Below are 20,711 nucleotides of genomic sequence, written 5' to 3' on the forward strand. Positions count from 1 at the left end.
TCCGGGGAAATGGTTTTCATAGTAGCTCCTACTTGCTTTTTTGACATCTGTGTTATGTTAATTACGTCGCACATAGCTATGTTTGCAGAAAATTACAGGCCATGCAGTTAGCTTATATACAACAATTAGAAGAAGCGATCGCTCAACAGAAGGAGGAGATCATTTACCACCCGCTTTATAGGAGTATTACAAGTATTGATGATCTGAAAGTTTTTATGGAACATCACATTTTTGCCGTGTGGGATTTTATGTCCTTGTTAAAAGCGTTACAAAGAAGTTTAACTTGCGTTCAAATACCTTGGTATCCTATTGGCGACGCAAACACACGTTATTTAATCAACGAAATTGTCACCGGTGAAGAATCTGATATTGACCATCTGGGAAATCGAAAGAGCCATTACGAAATGTATTTGGAAGCAATGGAGCAGTGTGGAGCTGACACGACTTCAATAACCAAATTGACGCAGGCACTTAAAGAAGGTAATTCAATGCAAATTGCTCTACGTATAGCAGATGCACCGGAGGCGGCAGTAGATTTTGTTAGCGACACTTTCGATATAATAAGCCATGCAACCCCGGCAATTCAATCAGCTGTATTTACCTTTAGTAGAGAAGACTTGATTCCTGATATGTTTATTTCCATCATAAAAGATTTGGACAGCGAATTTCCGGAAAGTATTTCCATTTTTAAATACTATTTGGAAAGACATATTGAAGTAGATGGAGATCATCATGGCAATCTTGCACTCGAGATGACGAGCACCCTGTGCGGTGACGACCCCTCTGTTTGGCAAGATGCGATACAAGCGGTAAAAAGATCCTTACAATCTCGCATTAAGCTCTGGGATTGTGCTTTAATGAAAATGAAGTGCCAAAAAGATCAATCATCCAAAGAAATTTCTAATCCATCATAAGCAAGGTGGATTCCTGGAGGCAATTCTTTGGAAACTTCCTCATGCAAGCCCAAACGATGGCTGATATGGGTCAAATAGGTGTGGTCAGCCCCTATTCTGCTCGCAAAGTTTATAGCTTCTTCTAAAGTAAAATGAGAAATATGCGCCTCTCGTTGCAACGCGTTTACTACTAAAGTTTTTGTACCTTTTATTTTGTTCACGGAACTTTCCGAAACGGATTTCACATCGGTAAGGTAAGTGAAATCACCAAAGCGATAACCTTTTATCGGTAGTTTAAAATGCATAATATCAATAGGTTGAACACCTATATTTCCCACGAAAAAGGATTGATCGGTTACATCTCTTAAATTAATCTTAGGTATACCTGGATATTTGTGCTCAGCGAAGATATAATAGAATTCCCGTTTAAGTGCTTCTTGAACCAAATAATCGCCAAAAACATCAATTGCTGTCCCCTGAAAATAGTTAAAGGCACGGATATCGTCCAAACCTGCTATATGATCTTTATGTGCATGCGTGTAAAGTACGGCTTCTAAATGATTTACTTTCGCACGGAGCATTTGAAAACGAAAATCAGGGCCGGTATCGATCACAATGTTTTTGCCTTTCTCCGTGAGCAAAATAGAAGAACGAAGACGTTTATCACGATAATCAGAAGAGGTACAGACGTTACAACTGCATGCAATTACAGGCACGCCCTGTGATGTTCCTGTACCTAAAAACTTAATCGTCAAAGTGTTAATTTAGTTTGTTTAATATTAAATAATAGTTGTTTTTGTTTATCATCAGCTGGGATATATCGGGTTCCAGTTCACGCAAAAGCTCAATTAACGAATTTATCTTTACCTCTACATTCGAAAAGCGATTAACAACTATTATCTTACTATTCTGTAAAAGGCAGGAACCTGTCTTAAAGTTTCCTTTTTCATAGCGAACTTTATAGCCCATGCCCTTAAAAAGAGCCTCTAACTTATCCAAACTATGTTGCGTAAACGGTAACACTTTTTCTATGTATAAAAATCATTGACCCGATCGCAGAACTTATCGCAAATCTACAACCTCCATCCCCGGATAATCTGCTTTGTCAAATATAAAAGTTTTGGGGCTAACTTTAACATTGGGTATGAAATTTTGGATGGTGTAGCTATAAAGGCTTCCACTTTTATCAAAAACTGTAACATCGTAAATCTGATTTACTGATTTGTTTAACCGTAATCGCACTTTGAAATAAGACTTGCTATTGTCCGTCGGGGTCAAATCAATCACCCACAAGGCCTTGCCTGCTACTTGCTCGCTTTTTGCGGCAGGATATTTAAATCCCTGATTATAGAACGAAAAAATATTTGCCGGGGTAATTGATCCCGATTGTGTTTCTTCTACATCGTTAATCTGAACTTCCTGCTCTTCTTTCAGTACATGCCATTGCTGTTTACCATCCGAGATCATTACCTGATCGTCAAGAACGATACGGTATTTATTGGTTCGAGGTTCTACAGTTAACTCCCCTTTTTCATTTACCGTCGTCTGTTTTTGTTGGTTAAGTGCCTTTAAGCTAAATTGAATTTTAGCCGTTCTATACGATTGGTATTTTTTACTTATGTCGTTTAGCAGCTTCTTTGTTGCAGGATCATTTTGACCTAAAGCCATTAAACTGCAAGCAAGCAAAATAATCACAGAAATAAATTTCTTCATATTATAAACTTCTGTAGCCACCGTTTTCCCCAGCGATTGGTAGGGGCTCAATAGCTAGGTTATATGGGATAGACGTTTTTATCTGCAAAACGTTTAATTGCGTATTCGATTTCCATCAATCCTTTTTAGCTAAACTTTCCAAAAATTGTTCCAATGAGTATTCATCCGGGTATAGCACTTCCCTGGCCTTGCTACCTTCAAAAGGACCTACAATGCCTGCTGCTTCAAGTTGATCGATAATGCGCCCTGCACGGTTATACCCTAATTTGAGTTTTCGCTGAATCAAGGACGTAGAACCCTGCTGATGCAAAACAATTAATCGCGCAGCTTCTTCAAATAATGCATCGCGGTCGTTTACCAAATCGATATCACTTAAACCACTGCCCTCTCCATTTTCATCCACGTACTCGGGCAACAGAAAAGCTGAAGGATAGCCTCTTTGTGCCCCGATGAATTCTGAAATCTCTTCTACTTCGGGGGTGTCCACAAAAGCACATTGTATCCGGATCAAATCACTTCCTGTCGCGAGCAACATATCACCTCGTCCAATAAGTTGATCCGCACCTCCGGTATCTAAAATCGTGCGTGAGTCCACCTTAGAAAGAACTCGGAAAGCTAAACGAGCCGGAAAGTTTGCTTTAATAGTACCGGTAATAATATTAACGGAAGGGCGTTGCGTTGCAATTACTAAATGTATTCCCACGGCCCGTGCCAATTGCGCAAGTCGCGCGATAGGTGTCTCCACTTCCTTTCCGGCTGTCATCATCAGATCTGCAAATTCATCGACAATCAGAACAATGAAAGGCATAAAGCGATGTCCCTCTTCAGGATTAAGCCTTCTGTTAACAAATTTGTTGTTATATTCTCTCAGATTTCGCACTTGCGCATTCTTCAACAAATCGTAACGTTGATCCATTTCAATGCAAAGTGAATTGAGGGTATTGATAACTTTTTTCGTATCGGTTATGATGGCTTCCTCTTCTCCTGGAAGTTTAGCTAAAAAATGTCGCTCAATAGTTTTAAAAAGCGATAGTTCAACCTTCTTCGGGTCTACCATCACAAATTTCAATTCTGCCGGATGCTTTTTATATAGTAAAGAAGTAATAATGGCATTAATGCCCACTGATTTACCCTGGCCCGTTGCCCCTGCAACTAGTAAGTGTGGCATTTTGGCTAGGTCAGCTATATATACTTCATTCGAAATAGTTTTGCCTAAAGCAATCGGTAAGTCCATTTCAGTATGCTGAAACTTTTCGGTAGCGATAACTGCTTTCATAGCAACCATCTCCGGCTTTTTATTTGGAACTTCAATACCAATAGTCCCTTTACCCGGCATCGGTGCAATAATACGTATTCCAAGGGCTGCTAAACTAAGTGCGATATCATCTTCTAAATTCTTGATTTTTGAAATACGCACACCTGGCTTAGGAATAATTTCATATAAGGTAACCGTAGGACCAATAGTTGCCTTGATCTTGTCGATTTCAATATTATAATTGCTAAGTGTTTCAACAATTTTATCTTTATTTGCTTCCAGTTCTTCATTATTCACCACGATCTTTCCCGAACCATAATCTTTTAACAAGTCTAAATGAGGGTGTTGATAGCCTGATAAATCTAATTTTGGATCATATTGACCAAATTGCTCTACAAGCGTATCAGCGGTGGTCAACGGCTTTTCCTCCTTCACGCGCTCTACCAGTAAGTCAGGACTTTCTTTAACCTCGTTGAGTGGCATATTTCGCTCGGATTCCGGTTCATTTGCAATGAGCGGTTCCAATTCAAATGAAGGATTATTTGAACTTGCGTCTGAGTCCAATTCAACCTTTCTAGGTTTAACTTCTAAGTTCTGCGATAAACGAGTTTCATTTTCTTTCTCGCCACCAATATGATCGCTCCGGTCATTCTTTATTTGATTGCGCTGAAAGGCGGGTGTTGTGTATTCATCCTCCTGAACGTCATCATCCTCTTCTTCCTCCACGTTGGATATAAGATCGTTGACATCATCATTTAACACTATTTTTTTCTTTTTCTCCGGCAGTTTAAAATCGAGATTAAATGCAATAATCAAAGCGGTTAAGCCTATAAATAACAAAAAGGCTCCAACACCTGCCGTGCCAACCTGTGCTTCTAGTATCTTATTGGTCCAAAAGCCGAACTCTCCTTCTAAATAATGTGGATATTCTAAGATGAAGCTATGAAAATAAGCAATCGTTACCGATATGAACAACAAAAGAAAAAAACCGTAGCCAAAAAGCTTATCTAAAGCAATGAGTCTTACTTTAAATAGAAGCCTATACCCCATTACAAAAAAGGCTATTACAAACAAAAAGGATGCGATACCGAACCACTCGTACATAAATTGATTCGCCAATAATGCACCCAACTTGCCAAGCCAGTTTTCAACAACTACCTCTTTAAATCCCAAGGTTTCCAGCTCTTCCCTGGTCTTAAATAGTGTGTTCCACCCTCCATTAGCCGCAGATATATAACTTTGGTCATTTTGCCAAGTAAATAGATAAGAGGTAAATGCAATGAAAAAATAAAGAGACAGCACCAAAAAAAATAGGCCGGCAATTTTCACAGCTTTACTATTCTGGAAATTTATTCGCCCCGAAAATCGGGTACCAAACGTCGATTGTTCATCGCGTGATCTTTTAGGGGTACCGTTATTTCGTATCTTCCCTTCTCCCTTTACTGTATTAGACCTAAACTGATTTCCTTTTAAAGACATTAATTTCTACAATTCTTTGGTACAAACTTATGGATTTTTTTGGACGAAGGCTTCGCCCTAAATAAATTTTATAAATACTGTAGCGCTCGCACTCCCCAACCCGTTAAAGGTATCAGAAGATAAGCCATCAACAGGCTATCTACATACGTTTATTAATTCACATGAACATACATACTTTATTGTTAAATAACAAGAAGAGATTGATCTATGCGTTTCTAGGCCTTTGTTTTTTGTTGCCAATGAGCGCATGTCTTAAAGATGACGATAACGGACAAGATGGAACCATACCCGCAGCACTTGTATCGTTTATACATACATCACCGGATGCTGGTGATTTAATCGTAGGAATAAACGGGTATAGAGTTAATACACAACAATTTAAATATTTGGATAGAACGGTTTACCAATTGGTGTATCCAGGGGGTAACCAATTTCAGGTAAATACGTCAGCGGACAATAAAAAATTGGATGTAAAAAATTGGAGTTTAGAGGGTGGGGTATGCTATTCCATTTTTGCGGTAGATCGCCTTGATTCATTGGAACTGTTAGGTATGCGGGATTTTTATGCAAGCGATGTCCCTGCCAGCGGCATGGCAAGAATTCGTTTTATTAATCTTTGCCCTGACTCCGTGAAATTTGACTTGAAGACAAGTGCGGTGGATACACTTTTAGCGTCCGATAAAAAGTTTAAGCAAAATAGTGCTTTTGGTAATATTAAAGCGGACGACAACACAGCCTACACACTGGAGGTAATTAACCATGATACGCATGTATCAATCGCGAACGCTACTTTTACACCAAAACAAGGACAATATTATACTATACTGGCTACTGGCTTTATAGACACTGAAGAGGAGGCGAAAAAGCTTAAGGTCTCCATCTTCAAGCACGATTAGGTTGATTGATGTCCATCATATCCCAATCGATGGACAGCCGCCCGCTCCCCTTGGGCGGCTTTTTTTCACAACACTTCATTCACTCTTACTTCGGGTGGGAAATAGTTAAGAGGTAAATAAGATAATGATCTTTTTAAAACAAGTTAATGTTAAAACAGGTTTGAGGTTCTATATTACAATTAATGTAGTCAGTTAATAAAAAAGGTTATAAGCTTGCATATATCAATAATTAAGTCTACCTTTGCACCTTCTTTAGACAATAAAGTCTAACGTTTTTTGAATTTCATGAACCCATTTAGTCAATTGGGAATCCGTCATGATGTTGTTAATGCCATATCGGCGCTAGGTTTTGAAAAACCTACACCAATCCAGGAGCAGGCCATTCCGGCCCTTCTTACAGGCAGCAGCGATTTTGTCGGATTAGCCCAAACAGGAACCGGTAAAACCGCAGCATTTGGCCTGCCGTTATTAGAATTATTAGACTTCTCACAAAACACGCCTCAAGCATTAGTGCTTTGTCCTACGCGTGAACTGTGTTTACAGATTACTAATGATTTAAAAAATTTTTCTAAAAATCTAGACAATGTACACGTTGTAGCTGTGTATGGTGGCGCTAATATTAGCGATCAGCTGCGCCAGATTAGACGTGGTGTACAAATTGTGGTTGCGACACCTGGCCGTATGCTCGATATTATCGGCAGAAAGGCCATAGATTTTTCGGGAGTACGGTATGTAGTTTTGGATGAAGCGGATGAAATGCTCAATATGGGCTTTCAAGAGGACATTAACGATATCCTTTCAACTACTCCCGATGAAAAGAAAACGTGGTTATTTTCAGCCACTATGCCGGCAGAAGTACGTCGGATCGCAAAAAATTACATGACCGATCCGTTTGAACTTACCGTAGGAACAAAGAATACAGGTAACGCAAATATCGATCATGAATACTACATCGTGAGACCGCGCGATAAATACGCGGCTTTTAAACGCATTGTAGATTTTAATCCTGAAATTTTCGGTATTGTTTTTTGCCGCACGAAAATTGAAACGCAAGAAATTGCGGAAGCCTTGATAAAGGATGGTTATAATGCCGATTCTCTACATGGTGATCTTTCGCAACAACAACGCGACAAAGTAATGAAACGTTACCGCGAACGTAGCTTGCAACTGCTCATCGCAACTGATGTTGCTGCGCGTGGTATCGATGTTAATAATGTAACACACGTTATTAACTTCTCTTTACCGGACGAGATCGAGAATTATACGCACAGAAGTGGTCGTACTGCTCGTGCAGGTAAAACGGGAGTTTCTATTTCGTTGGTTACCTCTAAAGAACTAGGGAAAATAAGACAGATTGAACGTGTAATCGGCAAGCAATTCGTAAAAGCAGAGATTCCTAATGGTTTTGATGTATGCGAGAAACAATTGTTTGCACTTGTTCATAAAGTAAAAGCCGTTGAAGTGAATGATGACCAAATCGGTCAATACCTTCCACGTATCATGGACGAGTTTAGTGATTTTTCTAAAGAAGATGTCATTAAGCACTTTGCTAGCTTGGAGTTCAATCGCTTCTTGGATTATTACGAGAATGCACCTGATCTGAATGTATCTGCGGCAACTGACTCCCGATCAGAAAAGGGAGGAAAAGCAGATCGTTTTGGCCGTACAGGCTACAAATCTGACTTTACTCGCTTATTTATTAATCTTGGTTCGGTGGATGATTTTACCAGAGGAGATATGTTGGGATACATCTGTAACAATGCACAGATAAGCGGTAAAAGCATCGGTAAGATAGACCTAAAAGGTGTGTATACTTTCTTTGAAGTAGAAAATGATGTAGTTGACAAAATCATGAGCGGATTTCAGCGAGCGGATTTCAACGGACGTTCCGTACGTGTTGAATTAGCCGGCGACCGAGACGCAGGCCCTTCTAGAAGTGGAAGCAGTCGGAGTGGGCGCTCTTCAAGAAGTAGTGGACGTGGAGGACGCGATCGTGAAAGAGATAGTGGTAATGGCGGAGGTTTTCGTGATTTTTCGGGAAAACGTCGCGAGAGAAAAGGTGAACGAAAAAATGGTAACCCTTAAGCCCCTATTTAGTAGGGGCTTTTTTATACCAATTGTTTCTTATTTTTAAGTTAATATCCAACGGCCTTATCGTCTCCTCTTGAATCGGCGCCTCCCATCAATGAGCCATCCGAACCTACCAAAATTGCATCCACCCTACCAATGCTACCTCTAGGCGTAAACTTATATCCTTTCTGCTCCAAACGAGTTCGGACAGCGTCTGTTATCGCGTTCTCTTCTACAAATACCTCATCCGGCATCCATTGATGATGAAAACGGGGTGCATCAACAGCCTGCTGCATTGTTTTATCGAATTCTATGACGTTTAAGATCGTTTGAAATACCGACGTTATAATAGTTGATCCGCCAGGTGTACCAAGAACCATAAAAAGCTTGTTATCTTTGGTTAAGATTGTCGGACTCATTGCACTTAACATTCGCTTTCCCGGTTCTATTGCATTTGCCTTTCCACCAAGAAGTCCATATAAATTGGGCACACCTGGTTTAATTGAGAAATCATCCATTTCATCATTTAATAAAAACCCTCCTTTTTGCACCACCACCTGTGAGCCATAGGCATTATTCAGGGTAGTCGTTATGGATACCGCGTTCCCTTCTTTGTCAACAATTGAAAAGTGCGTCGTTTGTTCACTCTCATGATGTTGAGGGCTTCCTGCTTTGATGGCGCTGCTAGGGGTAGCCCGATTAAAATTCATGTCTCGCATTCTTCCAAGCTGATAATTGGAATCCAACAGCCCCTTAATTGGTACTGGGTAAAAATCGATGTCTCCTAAATGTTCCGCGCGGTCCGCATAAACCCTCCGCTCAGCTTCCACCATCACTTGAATTGTCGAATCTTGTTGGAAGCCCCACCTGCTCAACGGATAGGGTTCAACTGATTTGAGCAAGGACACTAAAGCAATACCGCCACTAGATGAAGGCGGCATCGACACAACTTGGTAACCTTTATAATTTCCTATAATCGGTTCGCGCCATTTAGCTTGATAGCGTTTTAAATCCTCATAACTAATAATTCCGTTACCGCGCTTCATTTCCTCCAAAATCAAAAAAGCCGTCCGACCCTCGTAAAAACCAGAACGACCTTTCTCCTTAATTGCGGTAAGTGTCCGGGCTAAATCCTTTTGCACTAAAAGATCGCCTCCTTTCCATTCGCTTTTTTTATTAATAAGCGCCGTTCCCATTGGATTGAACCGCTGAAAAGCTTCCTTTCTTGCATTCAGCTCCTCCGCTTGCATAGCTGTAAGGGGGAAACCTTTTCTCGCTAAATCTATTGCTGGCTGAAGCAAATCCTTCCAAGCCAATTTAGCATATTTTTCGTGGGCTTTAACCATTCCATCCACGGTTCCCGGAACCCCTACTGATAACTGTCCATCTAAACTTAAACGCTCGATTGGATTGCCTTCGGGGTCTAAATACATATCTCGTGTCGCTTTGCCGGGAGCTGTTTCCCTAAAATCCAAAGCGGCAAATTCGTTTTTGGCAGAACGATACACCATAAACCCGCCTCCACCGATATTCCCGGCATTGGGGTAAACGACAGCTAGGGCAAATTGTACTGCAATGGCAGCATCAACCGCGTTTCCACCTTTCTTCAGTATATTCAAACCAACTTCTGAAGCTATCGGGTGAGCAGAAACTACCATACCATTCCTATATCCTGAAACTGCATCCTGTGCAACGACAATATGATGGGTTGGAAGTAAAAAGCACAGCAACAAACAACTGAATCTGCCGATTGATCGTAAATAGGTGTTCATAATAAGTCTTATATGATTGGTTAATAATTAGGTTAATTGTTCAGATAAAAGTCTCATTTCGATATGAGGTGAATGTTTTTCATACAAAATGGCATATACGGCTCTACAAATGGGCATATCTACCTGATATGTTTTATTAATTTGGTGAATACATTTTGATGCATAATATCCTTCTGCCACCATGTTCATCTCCAGTTGAGCAGATCTAACAGTATAGCCCTTTCCAATCATATTCCCAAAAGTTCTGTTTCGGCTGAATTGTGAGTATGCCGTTACAAGCAAGTCACCCAAATAAGCGGATTCATTGATATCTCGGTTAATCGGATGTACTTTTGCCAAAAAGCGAGCCATCTCACGAATAGCGTTGGAAATAAGAACCGCTTGGAAATTATCACCGTACCCCACGCCATGACATATGCCACTGGCAACGGCATAAATATTTTTCAAAACAGCTCCATACTCGGTTCCATATATATCATCGGATTGAATCGTCTTAATATAACGCGTATTGAGCATAGACGAAAAAACAGAAGCCGTATGTGGAGACGCAGAGGCAATAGTTAGATAAGAAAGCTTTTCCAAGGAGACTTCCTCCGCATGACAGGGTCCGCTAATGACAGCAATGCGATCCAAGGGAACGTCGAATCGACTCTGTAAATAGTCGCCAATTATCTGATTTTCTTCCGGAACAATGCCTTTGATCGCGCTTATAATATATTTACCTTGCAATAGCTCTGCTGAAACTGTCGAAAGTGCATCCTTCAGGAACGCTGCAGGTATACTTAAGATCAAGAGATCGCAAGATTTGATAACAGCAGACAATTTGGTTGTTATCTGGTCCGAAGGGATTTTAATTTCTACAGCACTAAGGTAATTTGGATTATGATGGTATTCTCTAATGTAGGATGCAGCGTCCTTGTTTCGCATCCACCAGAAAATGTCTTTTTCCACTTCGTTATCGCTTAACATCTTAATGATGGCTGTCGCCCAGCTACCCCCTCCTATTACGGCTACTTTCTTTTTTCTTTCCATGCGTGTACCAACTCTGCTAAAGTAGGCCAAATTAAGGATTTTTTTACATTACTACTACATGGATTCTTTTTTAGAACTATTACGCCATGTAAACCAAAAGTCTAGGATCGCTCCCAGACTTTGGTTTACTGTAATAACAAGTGTTATACTTGCCCAACAAGATAGTAAGACAAATAGACGAGCAACTGTCAATACCCGGGGTTATTTTCCGTTATACCCTGATTGTAGTTTAATTCAGCTAATGGAATCGGCCATAAATAATGTTTATCAGCAATGGCCACACCTTTATTCTTTTGAAGTATCTCTGCTGCTTTACCTGTGCGTTTCAAATCAAACCAACGCTTTCCCTCAAACTGAAATTCATAGGCCCTTTCTTGTAGGATGGAGTCTATCAACGTTTCAGGAGAAAATGACCCAATTTGATAATCGATGTCAGAAGCTGTATTTATTTCTCTTCCATAAGCACGTCTTTTAACTTGATTTAATGCATCCAGCGCCTCGGCTGTGACGCCATTCACCCGTGCCTCTGCTTCAGCAAATAACAGTAATACTTCAGCATAACGATATACGGGAAAATCATTAATTGCCCCGTATTCATTTGCAGCTGCGGGGTCAATGAACTTTTTTTGAAGAACGGTTCCTTCTCCTAGACCGATATTCATTGGATACCACAATTGTTTACGTAAATCCAAGTCACTCCATTCCTTATAAAAATTATTATTAACATTGGAATATTGGGCATAAGCACCTTTTCCACCCCCTTTCATGAAATACCCTGTTTCCGGATGGTTGATAATAAATGGATAATAATTTCCCTGACCTTCTCGTGTATATTTGAAATGAAAAACTTCTTCATCTGTTACGCCTACTCCTGCTCCAAAAATACGTTCGAAGTCATCAACTTGTTGTATAGGAACAAGGGAGAAAAGGCCGGATTGCACAAGCTCCAATGCTTTATCTCTTGCCTCCTGATATTTATTGTTGGTTAATAGGTAATCACTTAGCACCGTCTTTGCCATCCATTTAGTAGGCCTTCCCGGCTGTGCAGCATTATCTTCAGGGAGGTAACTTTCTGCAAACCGTAAATCAGCATCAATCAAAGCATAAACTTCCTCAACCGAGCTTCTTGGCACATCCTTTTCTTCCATATTACTTTCAATACGTAACGGTACGCCTCCCCAATTACGAACTAAATGAAAATAGCACCAGGCACGCATGAACTTTGCTTCTGCAACATACCTGTTCTTTTCTTCATCATTCATTGCATTACCTTCCGGTACGTGTCTAATGACAAGATTGGCATTTCGGATGGCCAGATAAAATGAATTCCAAAAATCGCCTACTCGATTGGTATTCGTAGCATCTAAGCCACTAAAATCATTAAACTGCGCCCAACTTCCTCTTCCGTAGGCATAATCGCTATGGCACTCCAAGGTAGCATTATAAGAAGCGATGCCCTGCGCTCCTAAACGAATCGGGGGAAAAATCGCATTGACGGCTGCCTCGGCCTCGGCAGCTGTATTATAAAAGGTTTCTTCCAAGATCGACCGTGGTTCCTGATCCAATTCTTTGCTGCAACTCGATAGCGTAAAAAATACGACTATTAGCCATATCCCCAGGCTGTGATGCTTCATCGTATATATTAATTGAGCTTTGTGTATCATATTCTTAAAGTCTTTTTTGTTAGAAACCAGCTTTCACACCGAATGTATGGGTTTTAGCGATCGGATAACTTGGGTAATCAGAACCACTGGAAGGCATCTCCGGGTCATACCATGAATAATTGGTTAATGTGAGCAGATTTTGCCCACTCACGTAAACCTGTAAACGCTTAAGCCACCCGAGATTAAACTTCTCTACAGGTAAATTATAAGCTAGCTGGATATTCCTTAATCGTAAGAAGGAACCGTCTTCAATCCATCTATCAGACACGCGTGCATTAACGGTATTGCTGATTACCGGATACTTTGCGTTTGGATTCTCGGGAGTCCAATGATTATTCAGCACATCACGCACCATATTCAGTCCGGAAACATAATCCACAGTGCTGCCAATTGAGCTGGCGTTGAAAATGTCATTACCGGTCATCCCTTGTATAAAAAAGGTAAAATCAAAGTTTTTATAAGACATGGAGGAGTTCAACCCATAAATAAAATCCGGATTCGGGTTGCCTATTACCGTTCGGTCTGCGTTACTGATCGACCCGTTACCATTTAAATCTTTATACTTTATCTGGCCTTCTTCATCATACCCGTCTTCTAGATAACCGAAAAACAAGCCCCTTTGTAAACCCTCGCGTAAAATGGTTCTGGAATCACTTACCACATTCATCTTCAGTTCATCGCCAAATATATCGGCTCCTGCATATAATTTTAAGACTTTGCTTCTGTTAAATGCAATATTAGCAGTAACGTCCCATTTAAAATCACCCTTGAAAATGTTAGCATTCAGGCCTAATTCAACACCGCTATTACGTATCTGTCCCACATTCTGAAAGGTTGTTGCGTATCCCATTGAGGTGGGCAGTGGAACAGCATTTAATAAATCTTTTGTGGTTTTGCGGTAGTAATCTGCCGTAAAAACAAGCCGATTATCTAAAACACCAAAATCAAGTCCCGCATCGATCTGCTCAGTCGTTTCCCATTTTAAATCCCTATTTGGAAGATCAGTCTCAGGCGCAAACGCTAAGTGCAAATCTTGTCCGAAAACAGTATATCCGCCAGCTAATGGATTAAACGTCGGATAAAAATCTTCAATCTGTGTACCTGTTTTACCCCAGCTTACTCGCAATTTAAGGTCAGATATCCAATTGTGATCTTTCATAAAATCCTCCTGCGAGACTCGCCATGCAAAAGCGCCGGACGGGAAATAACCCCAGCGACTGTCCGTACGGTACCGAGACGACCCGTCGGCACGAAAGCTTACCGTAAAAAGATACTTATCATCCAATGTGTAGTTTACTCTTGCCAAATAAGACAGCAAAGTTGATTTATTATAACCTGATGCAGGCACTAAAGGCACCAAAGCGCCGCCTAAATTATCCCATCCGCTTACATTACTAATGAATCCCTGGCCGCTTCCCATCACGTAGCTATTTATAAAATCCTGATAAGTTACACCAGCTAGCGCGGAGAAATTGTGTCGCTCATTCCAAATCTTATTATAATTTGCGGTTAGTTCAACCAATCTACTTTGTTCATTATTAGCCGTAATTTTTGCTTCACCCGTTGAGCCCTGATACCGGTTTGTGCGATACATATTTTCGCGATCATCTCGGTTCTCAATACCGGTCAAGAGTTTAATATTGATGTCTGATATAGGTTTGTAAGTAACGGCTGCATTTGCAAGCACTAAATTTGCTTCCGTTTTGTTTGTTTCTTCGTTTATCCAATTCAATGGATTTATAATATCCGGTGCTGCGATATTGAAGGCGTTTGAGAGCAATCTGTACCCCCCATTATCGTCGTATGGCGTTAATGCAGGAGGTGCCCCTAAAATTGATGATATCAATGAATTACCCCTTGCTCCACCATTACTGTCTTTTCTTCCCGTGATTAATCTACTTAACGTAGCATTAGCATCAACTGTTAGCTTGTCACTAATCTGATGTTGAATACTTCCGCGTAAAGAATATCGATCATAATCGCTTCCTTTGATAATTCCGTCTTGTGCAAGCACACTACCACCGACTGAAAATTGCGTACGTTCATTTCCACCGCCAATATTGAGTGAGGTGCTTTTTATCGGTGCTGAACGGAAAATAAAATCTTGCCAATCGAACGATGGTAAATTATTAATTTGTTCTTGTGTAAAATAAGGGGTAACTCCATCATTTGCAGCACGTAGGTTATAAAACGTGGCGTATTCAGGTCCGGTCATCAAATCCAGTTTTTTTCGGATTTGCTGTATGCCGTAATTAGCTTCAAAATCTACCTGTGTTGCACTTCCGGTACCTTCAACTCCGCCTTGTTTTGTTGTGATAATTACTACACCGTTGGCCCCCCGCGAACCATATATTGCTGTCGCGGATGCATCTTTCAGTATTTCCATACTTTCTATGTCGGCGTTATTTAGGATAGTCGGATTACTCCCCGATAAGGGAAAACCATCCACGACGTATAAGGGCTCGTTGCTTCCTAAGATGGAATTGGCCCCCCTAATACGTACGGACATAGCAGGCCCGGGTGCGCCGGAACCCTGATAAACTTGCACGCCAGGTGCCCGGCCTGATAACGATTGCAATGCATTACTTGTTGGAAAAGCATTGATTTCAGTAGCTTTTACTTGCGCCACGGAACCGGTCAAATCTCGTTTTTTTACCGAACCATAACCAATAACAACTACCTCTTCCAACGCTTCCTGCTCTGCTCTAAGGACAACATCAACTTCTTTTCTCTTTCCAATGCGTTCTTCCTTACTTCCGTAACCGGTGTAAGAAAACACAAGTATCGTATTACCGCCAACAGTGGCTTTGTAGCGGCCGTTCGGATCGGTTGTGGTGCCGGTGTTGGGTTTTCCCTTTACCATTACCGAAACGCCCGGAAGTGCATTTCCTTGTTCATCCCTCACAATTCCGGTTATCGTGTCTTGTGTTTTTGTGTTGGTCGTATCGCCGGGAATGGTCGGAGTTGGAATCTCTTGTGCTTGAGACAGCTTTATAAATAACACATCGGCAACTAACAAAAAAGCAATCAGTATACTGATGTATTTAAACGATTGCATTAAATAAAATAAGAGTCTAACCACCATAACAGAAGGCTTAATAAATAACGATTAATAATGCAGGGTATGTAACAATTGTCTGTCCACTCTAAGGAGTCGTAGCATATTACTAACGGCTCATCAGCCTTTCTTTTATAGCAATGAGGGTTAAAAACGCTATTTATGAAAAGCTGAAGCGTCAAATACACAATTTGATTATTTAATCAGAAATTTGCAATTGAAGACAGCCAATATTGCTTACATAATTATGGCATGTGGAATGAGAAGGATACTTTGTAGAGAAAGAGAAACAACTAGTTCACTTTATTGAACTAGTTGTTTCTTTTTGAAAACGTTATTTTTGAGCTTGTACTACTTCCATTTTTTCAGCAAAATGGGCGCAATAGTCGCGTAAATCTCCTATTACGGCTTCCGCTAAAGGATCGCTGCCCGCAGCTCTCAAAAATGAGTCGCCCATAGTATGCAAGGTTTCATAAAAGAAACGTTTCATTTCATCAAGAGGCATGTCCTTTGTCCACAAATCAATACGTAGCGCATTTTTGTAATGATGGTCCCAAAGTGCTAGAAACATTGCCTTGGTTGGTAATGCTTCTTTGTTTTCTCCTTCTGTCGACTCCCAGGTTATATTTTCAGGAATATTAGCGTCATCTAATTCAATTGTTAATTTTATTTCTGCTTTTCTCACTTTATATTATTTTAGTTTATTCATTATCTATTAATAGCTCTACATCAAAAAGAGCCTTGATTTTCTATTAGCCATATCACCAAGATGGTAAAAACAACAAAGCCCATTTCAACAAGCCAAATACGTCTGATTCGTTGAAAAAAAAGACGAAAGAACTGGTCCGCAATGATCAGTATAACAATTAATAGTATGCCAAGCGCAATTCTCTTCCAAGCCAATTGATCAACAATTACACTCCACACCCCCGAAACAGCGAGCAAGGCACATACAATATTGAGCGGAGTCAAACGGAGATTCTTCATCTTTTACGTTTCATATTGCCTTTTGTTACCCTTTTACTTGCCGTTTTGCTTTTACCGGCTTTATTCACCTTTTTGTTCGCCGCTTTCTTTTCGTGGAACGCCCCTTTGAATTCGGGATTCTCTTTCCGCTTTTGCATATCAATTTCCCTAGCCTGAGCTTGTTTTTCCTCAAAAGGAGTCTTTTCTATAAGCACCTCGGCGGGTAGTTCAGATACAGGAATTTGCTGGCGAATAAGTTTTTCAATCTTCGCAATATAGTACGCTTCCGCTGGCGTACACATACTAATGGCAATGCCCGATTTCGTTGCTCGGCCTGTACGACCAATGCGATGTACATAGTCCTCTATAACAATTGGGATATCAAAATTAATAACGTGGCTTACATCGCTTACATCCAACCCTCTGGCAGCTACATCTGTCGCAACAAGTATTCTTACAGATCCCTCTTTGAAGGCGTTGATAGAGTTGATTCGCGTATTTTGTCCCTTATTGGCATGAATCACCCGCACTTCGTCTTCGCCATATTTTCTAGATAAAAAATGATATATATTGTCAGCGATCGTTTTCGTTTTACTGAAGATGATGAGCCGGTGAAAATCTTCATCATTTTTTAGTAAATATTGCAAGAGATTAATTTTCGTTTTTGTATTCGGCACAAAGTATAATTGCTGGCTTACCGTGTTTGCCGGCGTAGCTTGTGGCGACACCTCTACTATAGTTGGAAAAGCCAAGAAATCACCGGCAATTTTATGAACTAGCTCACTCATTGTTGCAGAAAAGAGCAAATTTTGTCTTTTTCTAGGAACAACTTCAAGAATCCTATGGATTTTTCCGATAAATCCCATATCCATCATTTTGTCCGCTTCATCCATCACGAGCAACTTGATTTGCTTCGTATTAATGTGCTCAGCTAGGTATAGATCCAAAAACCTTCCCGGAGTAGCCACAAGAATATCCACCCCTTTCTCAAGTGCTTCTATTTGCTGCTTAGGCCCTAGTCCACCGTAAAGAACTACGGTACGCAAATCCGTATACTTAGCGAACAATTGTATATTCTCTTCAATTTGCATTGCTAATTCCCTTGTCGGCGATAAGATCAATGCTCTCGGGTCTGATCCCTGGGCATATTTGAGCTTCATAATTATGGGCAATACGTAAGCGGCCGTCTTTCCTGTACCCGTTTGAGCAATACCCATCACGTCCTGCCCGGCAAGTATTGGAGTAATCGCCTTTTGTTGAATAGCCGTAGGCTCTTTATATTCCGCGTCAGCTATTGCGTTCAGTATTTGCCTGTTAAACTTAAAGTCCTCAAATGATTTGTGCATAGCCTGCAAAGATAGAGAATTGATTGGATTGGATAAAATTGTTTATGAAGCCAATTTTGCCTAAGTTTGACTTATCATACTGAACAAAATACTATGTCATCCATTTTAATCAAGGCCGCTACCATTGTAAACGAAGGAACTACTCAGATCGCTGATTTATATATAAACCATGGTATAATAGAAATGATTTCGTCAGAGATTAACCACCCGGCCGATCACATAATTCGTGCGGAGGGTCTACATCTTTTTCCGGGCCTAATCGACGATCAAGTCCATTTTCGAGAACCTGGTTTGACACACAAAGCAGATATATGGCATGAAAGCAGGGCCGCCGTTGCCGGTGGTACTACCAGCTTTATGGAAATGCCCAACACGGTTCCAAATACGTTGACTCAGGGGTTGTTAGCAGACAAATATAGAATAGCATCAAAAAACTCGTTGGCAAATTATTCCTTTTTTATGGGAGCTGCTAATGACAATTTGGAGGAAGTATTAAAAACCAATCCCAAAGATGTCTGTGGTATCAAAGTCTTTATGGGATCATCAACCGGAAATATGCTTGTTGATAACCAAAAGACCTTAGAGGCTATCTTTAGAAATGCACCTATCCTTATTGCAACACATTGCGAAGATGAAGCTACAATACGGCAAAATTTAACAAATTTCAAGAATCAGTATGGCGATAAACTTACGCCGGATATGCATCCTTTGATACGATCTGCCGAAGCTTGTTATTTATCATCTTCAAGCGCAGTAGCACTTGCGGAGAAGTTTGGTACTCGATTACATATTTTACATATTTCGACCGCAAGGGAAACGCACCTGTTTAGAAACGATATACCGCTTAAAGAAAAAAGAATAACGGCAGAAGCATGCATTCATCATTTGTGGTTTAACGATCAGGACTATAAAACGAAGGGCAATTTCATCAAATGGAACCCTGCGGTAAAAACGAAGGAAGACCAAAGAGAAATTCTACGAGCGGTGTTGGACGGAAGATTAGACGTAATAGCTACCGATCATGCGCCACATACGCTGGAAGAAAAATCCAAGCCGTATATCGACGCGCCATCAGGAGGACCTTTAGTACAGCATGCACTCCAAGCCCTCCTTGACTTATACCATGAAGGAAAGCTAACGCTAACAGATATTGCTTGGAAAACCGCTCATAATACGGCAATTTGTTTCCAGGTTGAAAATAGAGGTTTTATTCGTGAAGGTTATTTCGCAGATCTTGTATTAGTTGATCTGAACAAACCATATACTGTAAGTTCATCCAACATCCTATCAAAATGTGGCTGGTCGCCGTTTGATGGATATACATTTAAATCCTCGATTACACATACGATTGTCTCCGGAAATCTGGCTTTTGAAAATGAAAAAATTGTGAGCAACGAACCGGGGAAACGCCTATTATTTGAAAGAGATTAGCTAATTCAGGTAAATTCAATCACAACCATTAGGCAATGGATAGACGAACTCTTTTGCGTTTCATGGGAACTGGCATAGCATATGTCACATCGGCGAATTTGAACCTGCCTACGGTGCAGGCTGCCAAGAAAAACATGCCTAAGATCGCCCCGATTTATCCTGAAAAATTAAAACCGGGCGATACTATTGGTATCATTTCTCCCTCGTCGGCTATTGATGGAAACTTGCCATTTATGCTAGCACAAGAGACATTCGAAGCCCTGGGATTTAAAGTTAAATGGGGTAAACATACCCATGATCGCTTCGGCCATCTTGCAGGGAATGATAAACAAAAATTGGATGACTTGCATGATATGTTCGAAGATACGCGGGTTAAAGCTATAGTTTGCATGCGTGGAGGTTCAGGCGCTGCGAGGTTGTTAGATAAAATAGATTACAATCTAATAAGACACCATCCTAAAATATTTTTGGGATATAGTGACATTACAGCTTTACACGCTGCTATACACAGTCAAACAGGTTTGATAACTTTTCATGGCCCGGTAGGATCGAGTTCCTGGCCGACCCTAGTCGTGGAGCAATTCCGAGATATTTTCTTTAACGGCATCCCCCCACTCTACCGCAATCCATTGAACAAAGGTGACGATCTTATTCCAAGGCAAAACCGTATCCAAACAATTGTCCCCGGTATTGCCAAAGGCAAATTATTAGGTGGAAATCTTACCGTTTTGACCAGTATTGCCGGTTCAAAATATTATCCAGATTTTGATAATAGCATTTTATTTTTGGAAGATGTATCAGAAGAACCATATCGAGTTGAACGCATGTTTTGTCAGCTGAAGCTAAACGGTACACTCGATAAAATCAGAGGTTTTATTTTTGGAAAATGCACAGATTGCTCGCCTAGTGGTGGTTATGGCTCATTGACACTCGATCAAATTTTAGAAGATTATATTAAACCACTTCGTATACCCGCTTATCAGGGTGCACTAATTGGTCATATTCGCGAGCAGTTTATTCTTCCTGTCGGCGCAGAAGTTACGATGAACGCAAATGAAGGCACATTTCTTGTTGAAGGGAAGATGGTTTCTTAAAATGAATTAGGTCTGTGGTTATTTCTCACAATCCCGTGCAAT

The 20,711-nt window shown here is 40.6% G+C and carries 15 protein-coding genes; 5 read left to right on the plus strand and 10 right to left on the minus strand.

Annotated features, from left to right (window positions below; genetic code table 11):
- Window positions 1-101: 101 nt before the first annotated feature.
- A complete protein-coding gene (locus QT327_RS14855; RefSeq protein ID WP_130855854.1) occupies window positions 102-914 on the plus strand; it encodes a DUF3050 domain-containing protein in 813 nt (270 codons plus the stop codon).
- On the opposite strand, the gene QT327_RS14860 is transcribed toward QT327_RS14855, so the two are convergent.
- The 3 genes from QT327_RS14860 to QT327_RS14870 form a co-directional block, all read right to left on the minus strand.
- A complete protein-coding gene (locus QT327_RS14860) occupies window positions 881-1,648 on the minus strand; it encodes an MBL fold metallo-hydrolase (RefSeq protein WP_130855853.1) in 768 nt (255 codons plus the stop codon). The two genes, QT327_RS14855 and QT327_RS14860, sit on opposite strands and share 34 nt — an antisense overlap.
- A 307-nt stretch (window positions 1,649-1,955) precedes the next feature.
- The gene (lolA1, locus tag QT327_RS14865) at window positions 1,956-2,606 is read right to left on the minus strand and encodes an outer membrane lipoprotein periplasmic chaperone LolA1 (protein WP_130855852.1); all 651 of its coding nucleotides are present in this window, start codon (window positions 2,604-2,606) and stop codon (window positions 1,956-1,958) included.
- Window positions 2,607-2,721: 115 nt separating this feature from the next.
- Entirely contained in the window at window positions 2,722-5,340 is a 2,619-nt protein-coding gene (locus tag QT327_RS14870) for an FtsK/SpoIIIE family DNA translocase (RefSeq protein ID WP_130855851.1), read from the minus strand.
- 161 nt (window positions 5,341-5,501) lie between these two features.
- Between QT327_RS14870 and QT327_RS14875 the strand changes: the two genes are divergently transcribed.
- Together QT327_RS14875 and QT327_RS14880 are read left to right on the plus strand one after the other, a co-directional pair.
- Window positions 5,502-6,236, plus strand: a complete 735-nt coding sequence (locus tag QT327_RS14875) for a DUF4397 domain-containing protein (RefSeq protein WP_130855850.1) — start codon at window positions 5,502-5,504, stop codon at window positions 6,234-6,236.
- 285 nt (window positions 6,237-6,521) lie between these two features.
- A complete protein-coding gene (locus QT327_RS14880) occupies window positions 6,522-8,321 on the plus strand; it encodes a DEAD/DEAH box helicase (protein WP_289553196.1) in 1,800 nt (599 codons plus the stop codon).
- A gap of 50 nt (window positions 8,322-8,371) precedes the next feature.
- Here the strand turns inward: QT327_RS14880 and ggt are convergent, their stop codons facing one another.
- The 7 genes from ggt to QT327_RS14915 all read right to left on the minus strand — a co-directional run bounded on the left by ggt (window position 8,372) and on the right by QT327_RS14915 (window position 18,144).
- The gene (ggt, locus tag QT327_RS14885) at window positions 8,372-10,078 is read right to left on the minus strand and encodes a gamma-glutamyltransferase (protein ID WP_289553197.1); all 1,707 of its coding nucleotides are present in this window, start codon (window positions 10,076-10,078) and stop codon (window positions 8,372-8,374) included.
- Between the two features lie 27 nt (window positions 10,079-10,105).
- Window positions 10,106-11,110 (minus strand): NAD(P)H-dependent glycerol-3-phosphate dehydrogenase, encoded by a 1,005-nt coding sequence (locus QT327_RS14890; RefSeq protein ID WP_289553198.1) that lies wholly within the window; start codon window positions 11,108-11,110, stop codon window positions 10,106-10,108.
- A gap of 188 nt (window positions 11,111-11,298) precedes the next feature.
- Entirely contained in the window at window positions 11,299-12,744 is a 1,446-nt protein-coding gene (locus tag QT327_RS14895; protein WP_289553199.1) for a RagB/SusD family nutrient uptake outer membrane protein, read from the minus strand.
- 49 nt (window positions 12,745-12,793) lie between these two features.
- On the minus strand, window positions 12,794-15,859 hold the full coding sequence (locus QT327_RS14900) for a SusC/RagA family TonB-linked outer membrane protein (protein ID WP_289553200.1): 3,066 nt from the start codon (window positions 15,857-15,859) through the stop codon (window positions 12,794-12,796).
- A gap of 307 nt (window positions 15,860-16,166) precedes the next feature.
- Entirely contained in the window at window positions 16,167-16,517 is a 351-nt protein-coding gene (gene gldC, locus QT327_RS14905; RefSeq protein WP_013667134.1) for a gliding motility protein GldC, read from the minus strand.
- A 44-nt stretch (window positions 16,518-16,561) separates the two neighbouring features.
- Window positions 16,562-16,819, minus strand: a complete 258-nt coding sequence (locus QT327_RS14910; RefSeq protein WP_130855845.1) for a hypothetical protein — start codon at window positions 16,817-16,819, stop codon at window positions 16,562-16,564.
- Entirely contained in the window at window positions 16,816-18,144 is a 1,329-nt protein-coding gene (locus QT327_RS14915) for a DEAD/DEAH box helicase (RefSeq protein ID WP_289553202.1), read from the minus strand. Before QT327_RS14915 ends, QT327_RS14910 begins: the two co-directional genes overlap by 4 nt.
- A 93-nt stretch (window positions 18,145-18,237) precedes the next feature.
- Between QT327_RS14915 and QT327_RS14920 the strand changes: the two genes are divergently transcribed.
- Together QT327_RS14920 and QT327_RS14925 are read left to right on the plus strand one after the other, a co-directional pair.
- Window positions 18,238-19,575 (plus strand): dihydroorotase, encoded by a 1,338-nt coding sequence (locus tag QT327_RS14920; protein WP_289553203.1) that lies wholly within the window; start codon window positions 18,238-18,240, stop codon window positions 19,573-19,575.
- Between the two features lie 35 nt (window positions 19,576-19,610).
- A complete protein-coding gene (locus QT327_RS14925; RefSeq protein WP_289553204.1) occupies window positions 19,611-20,669 on the plus strand; it encodes a S66 peptidase family protein in 1,059 nt (352 codons plus the stop codon).
- Window positions 20,670-20,711: the final 42 nt, after the last annotated feature.

It is taken from the genome of Olivibacter sp. 47, from assembly GCF_030372825.1.
In the GTDB taxonomy this organism is placed as follows: Bacteria; Bacteroidota; Bacteroidia; order Sphingobacteriales; family Sphingobacteriaceae; genus Olivibacter; species Olivibacter oleidegradans.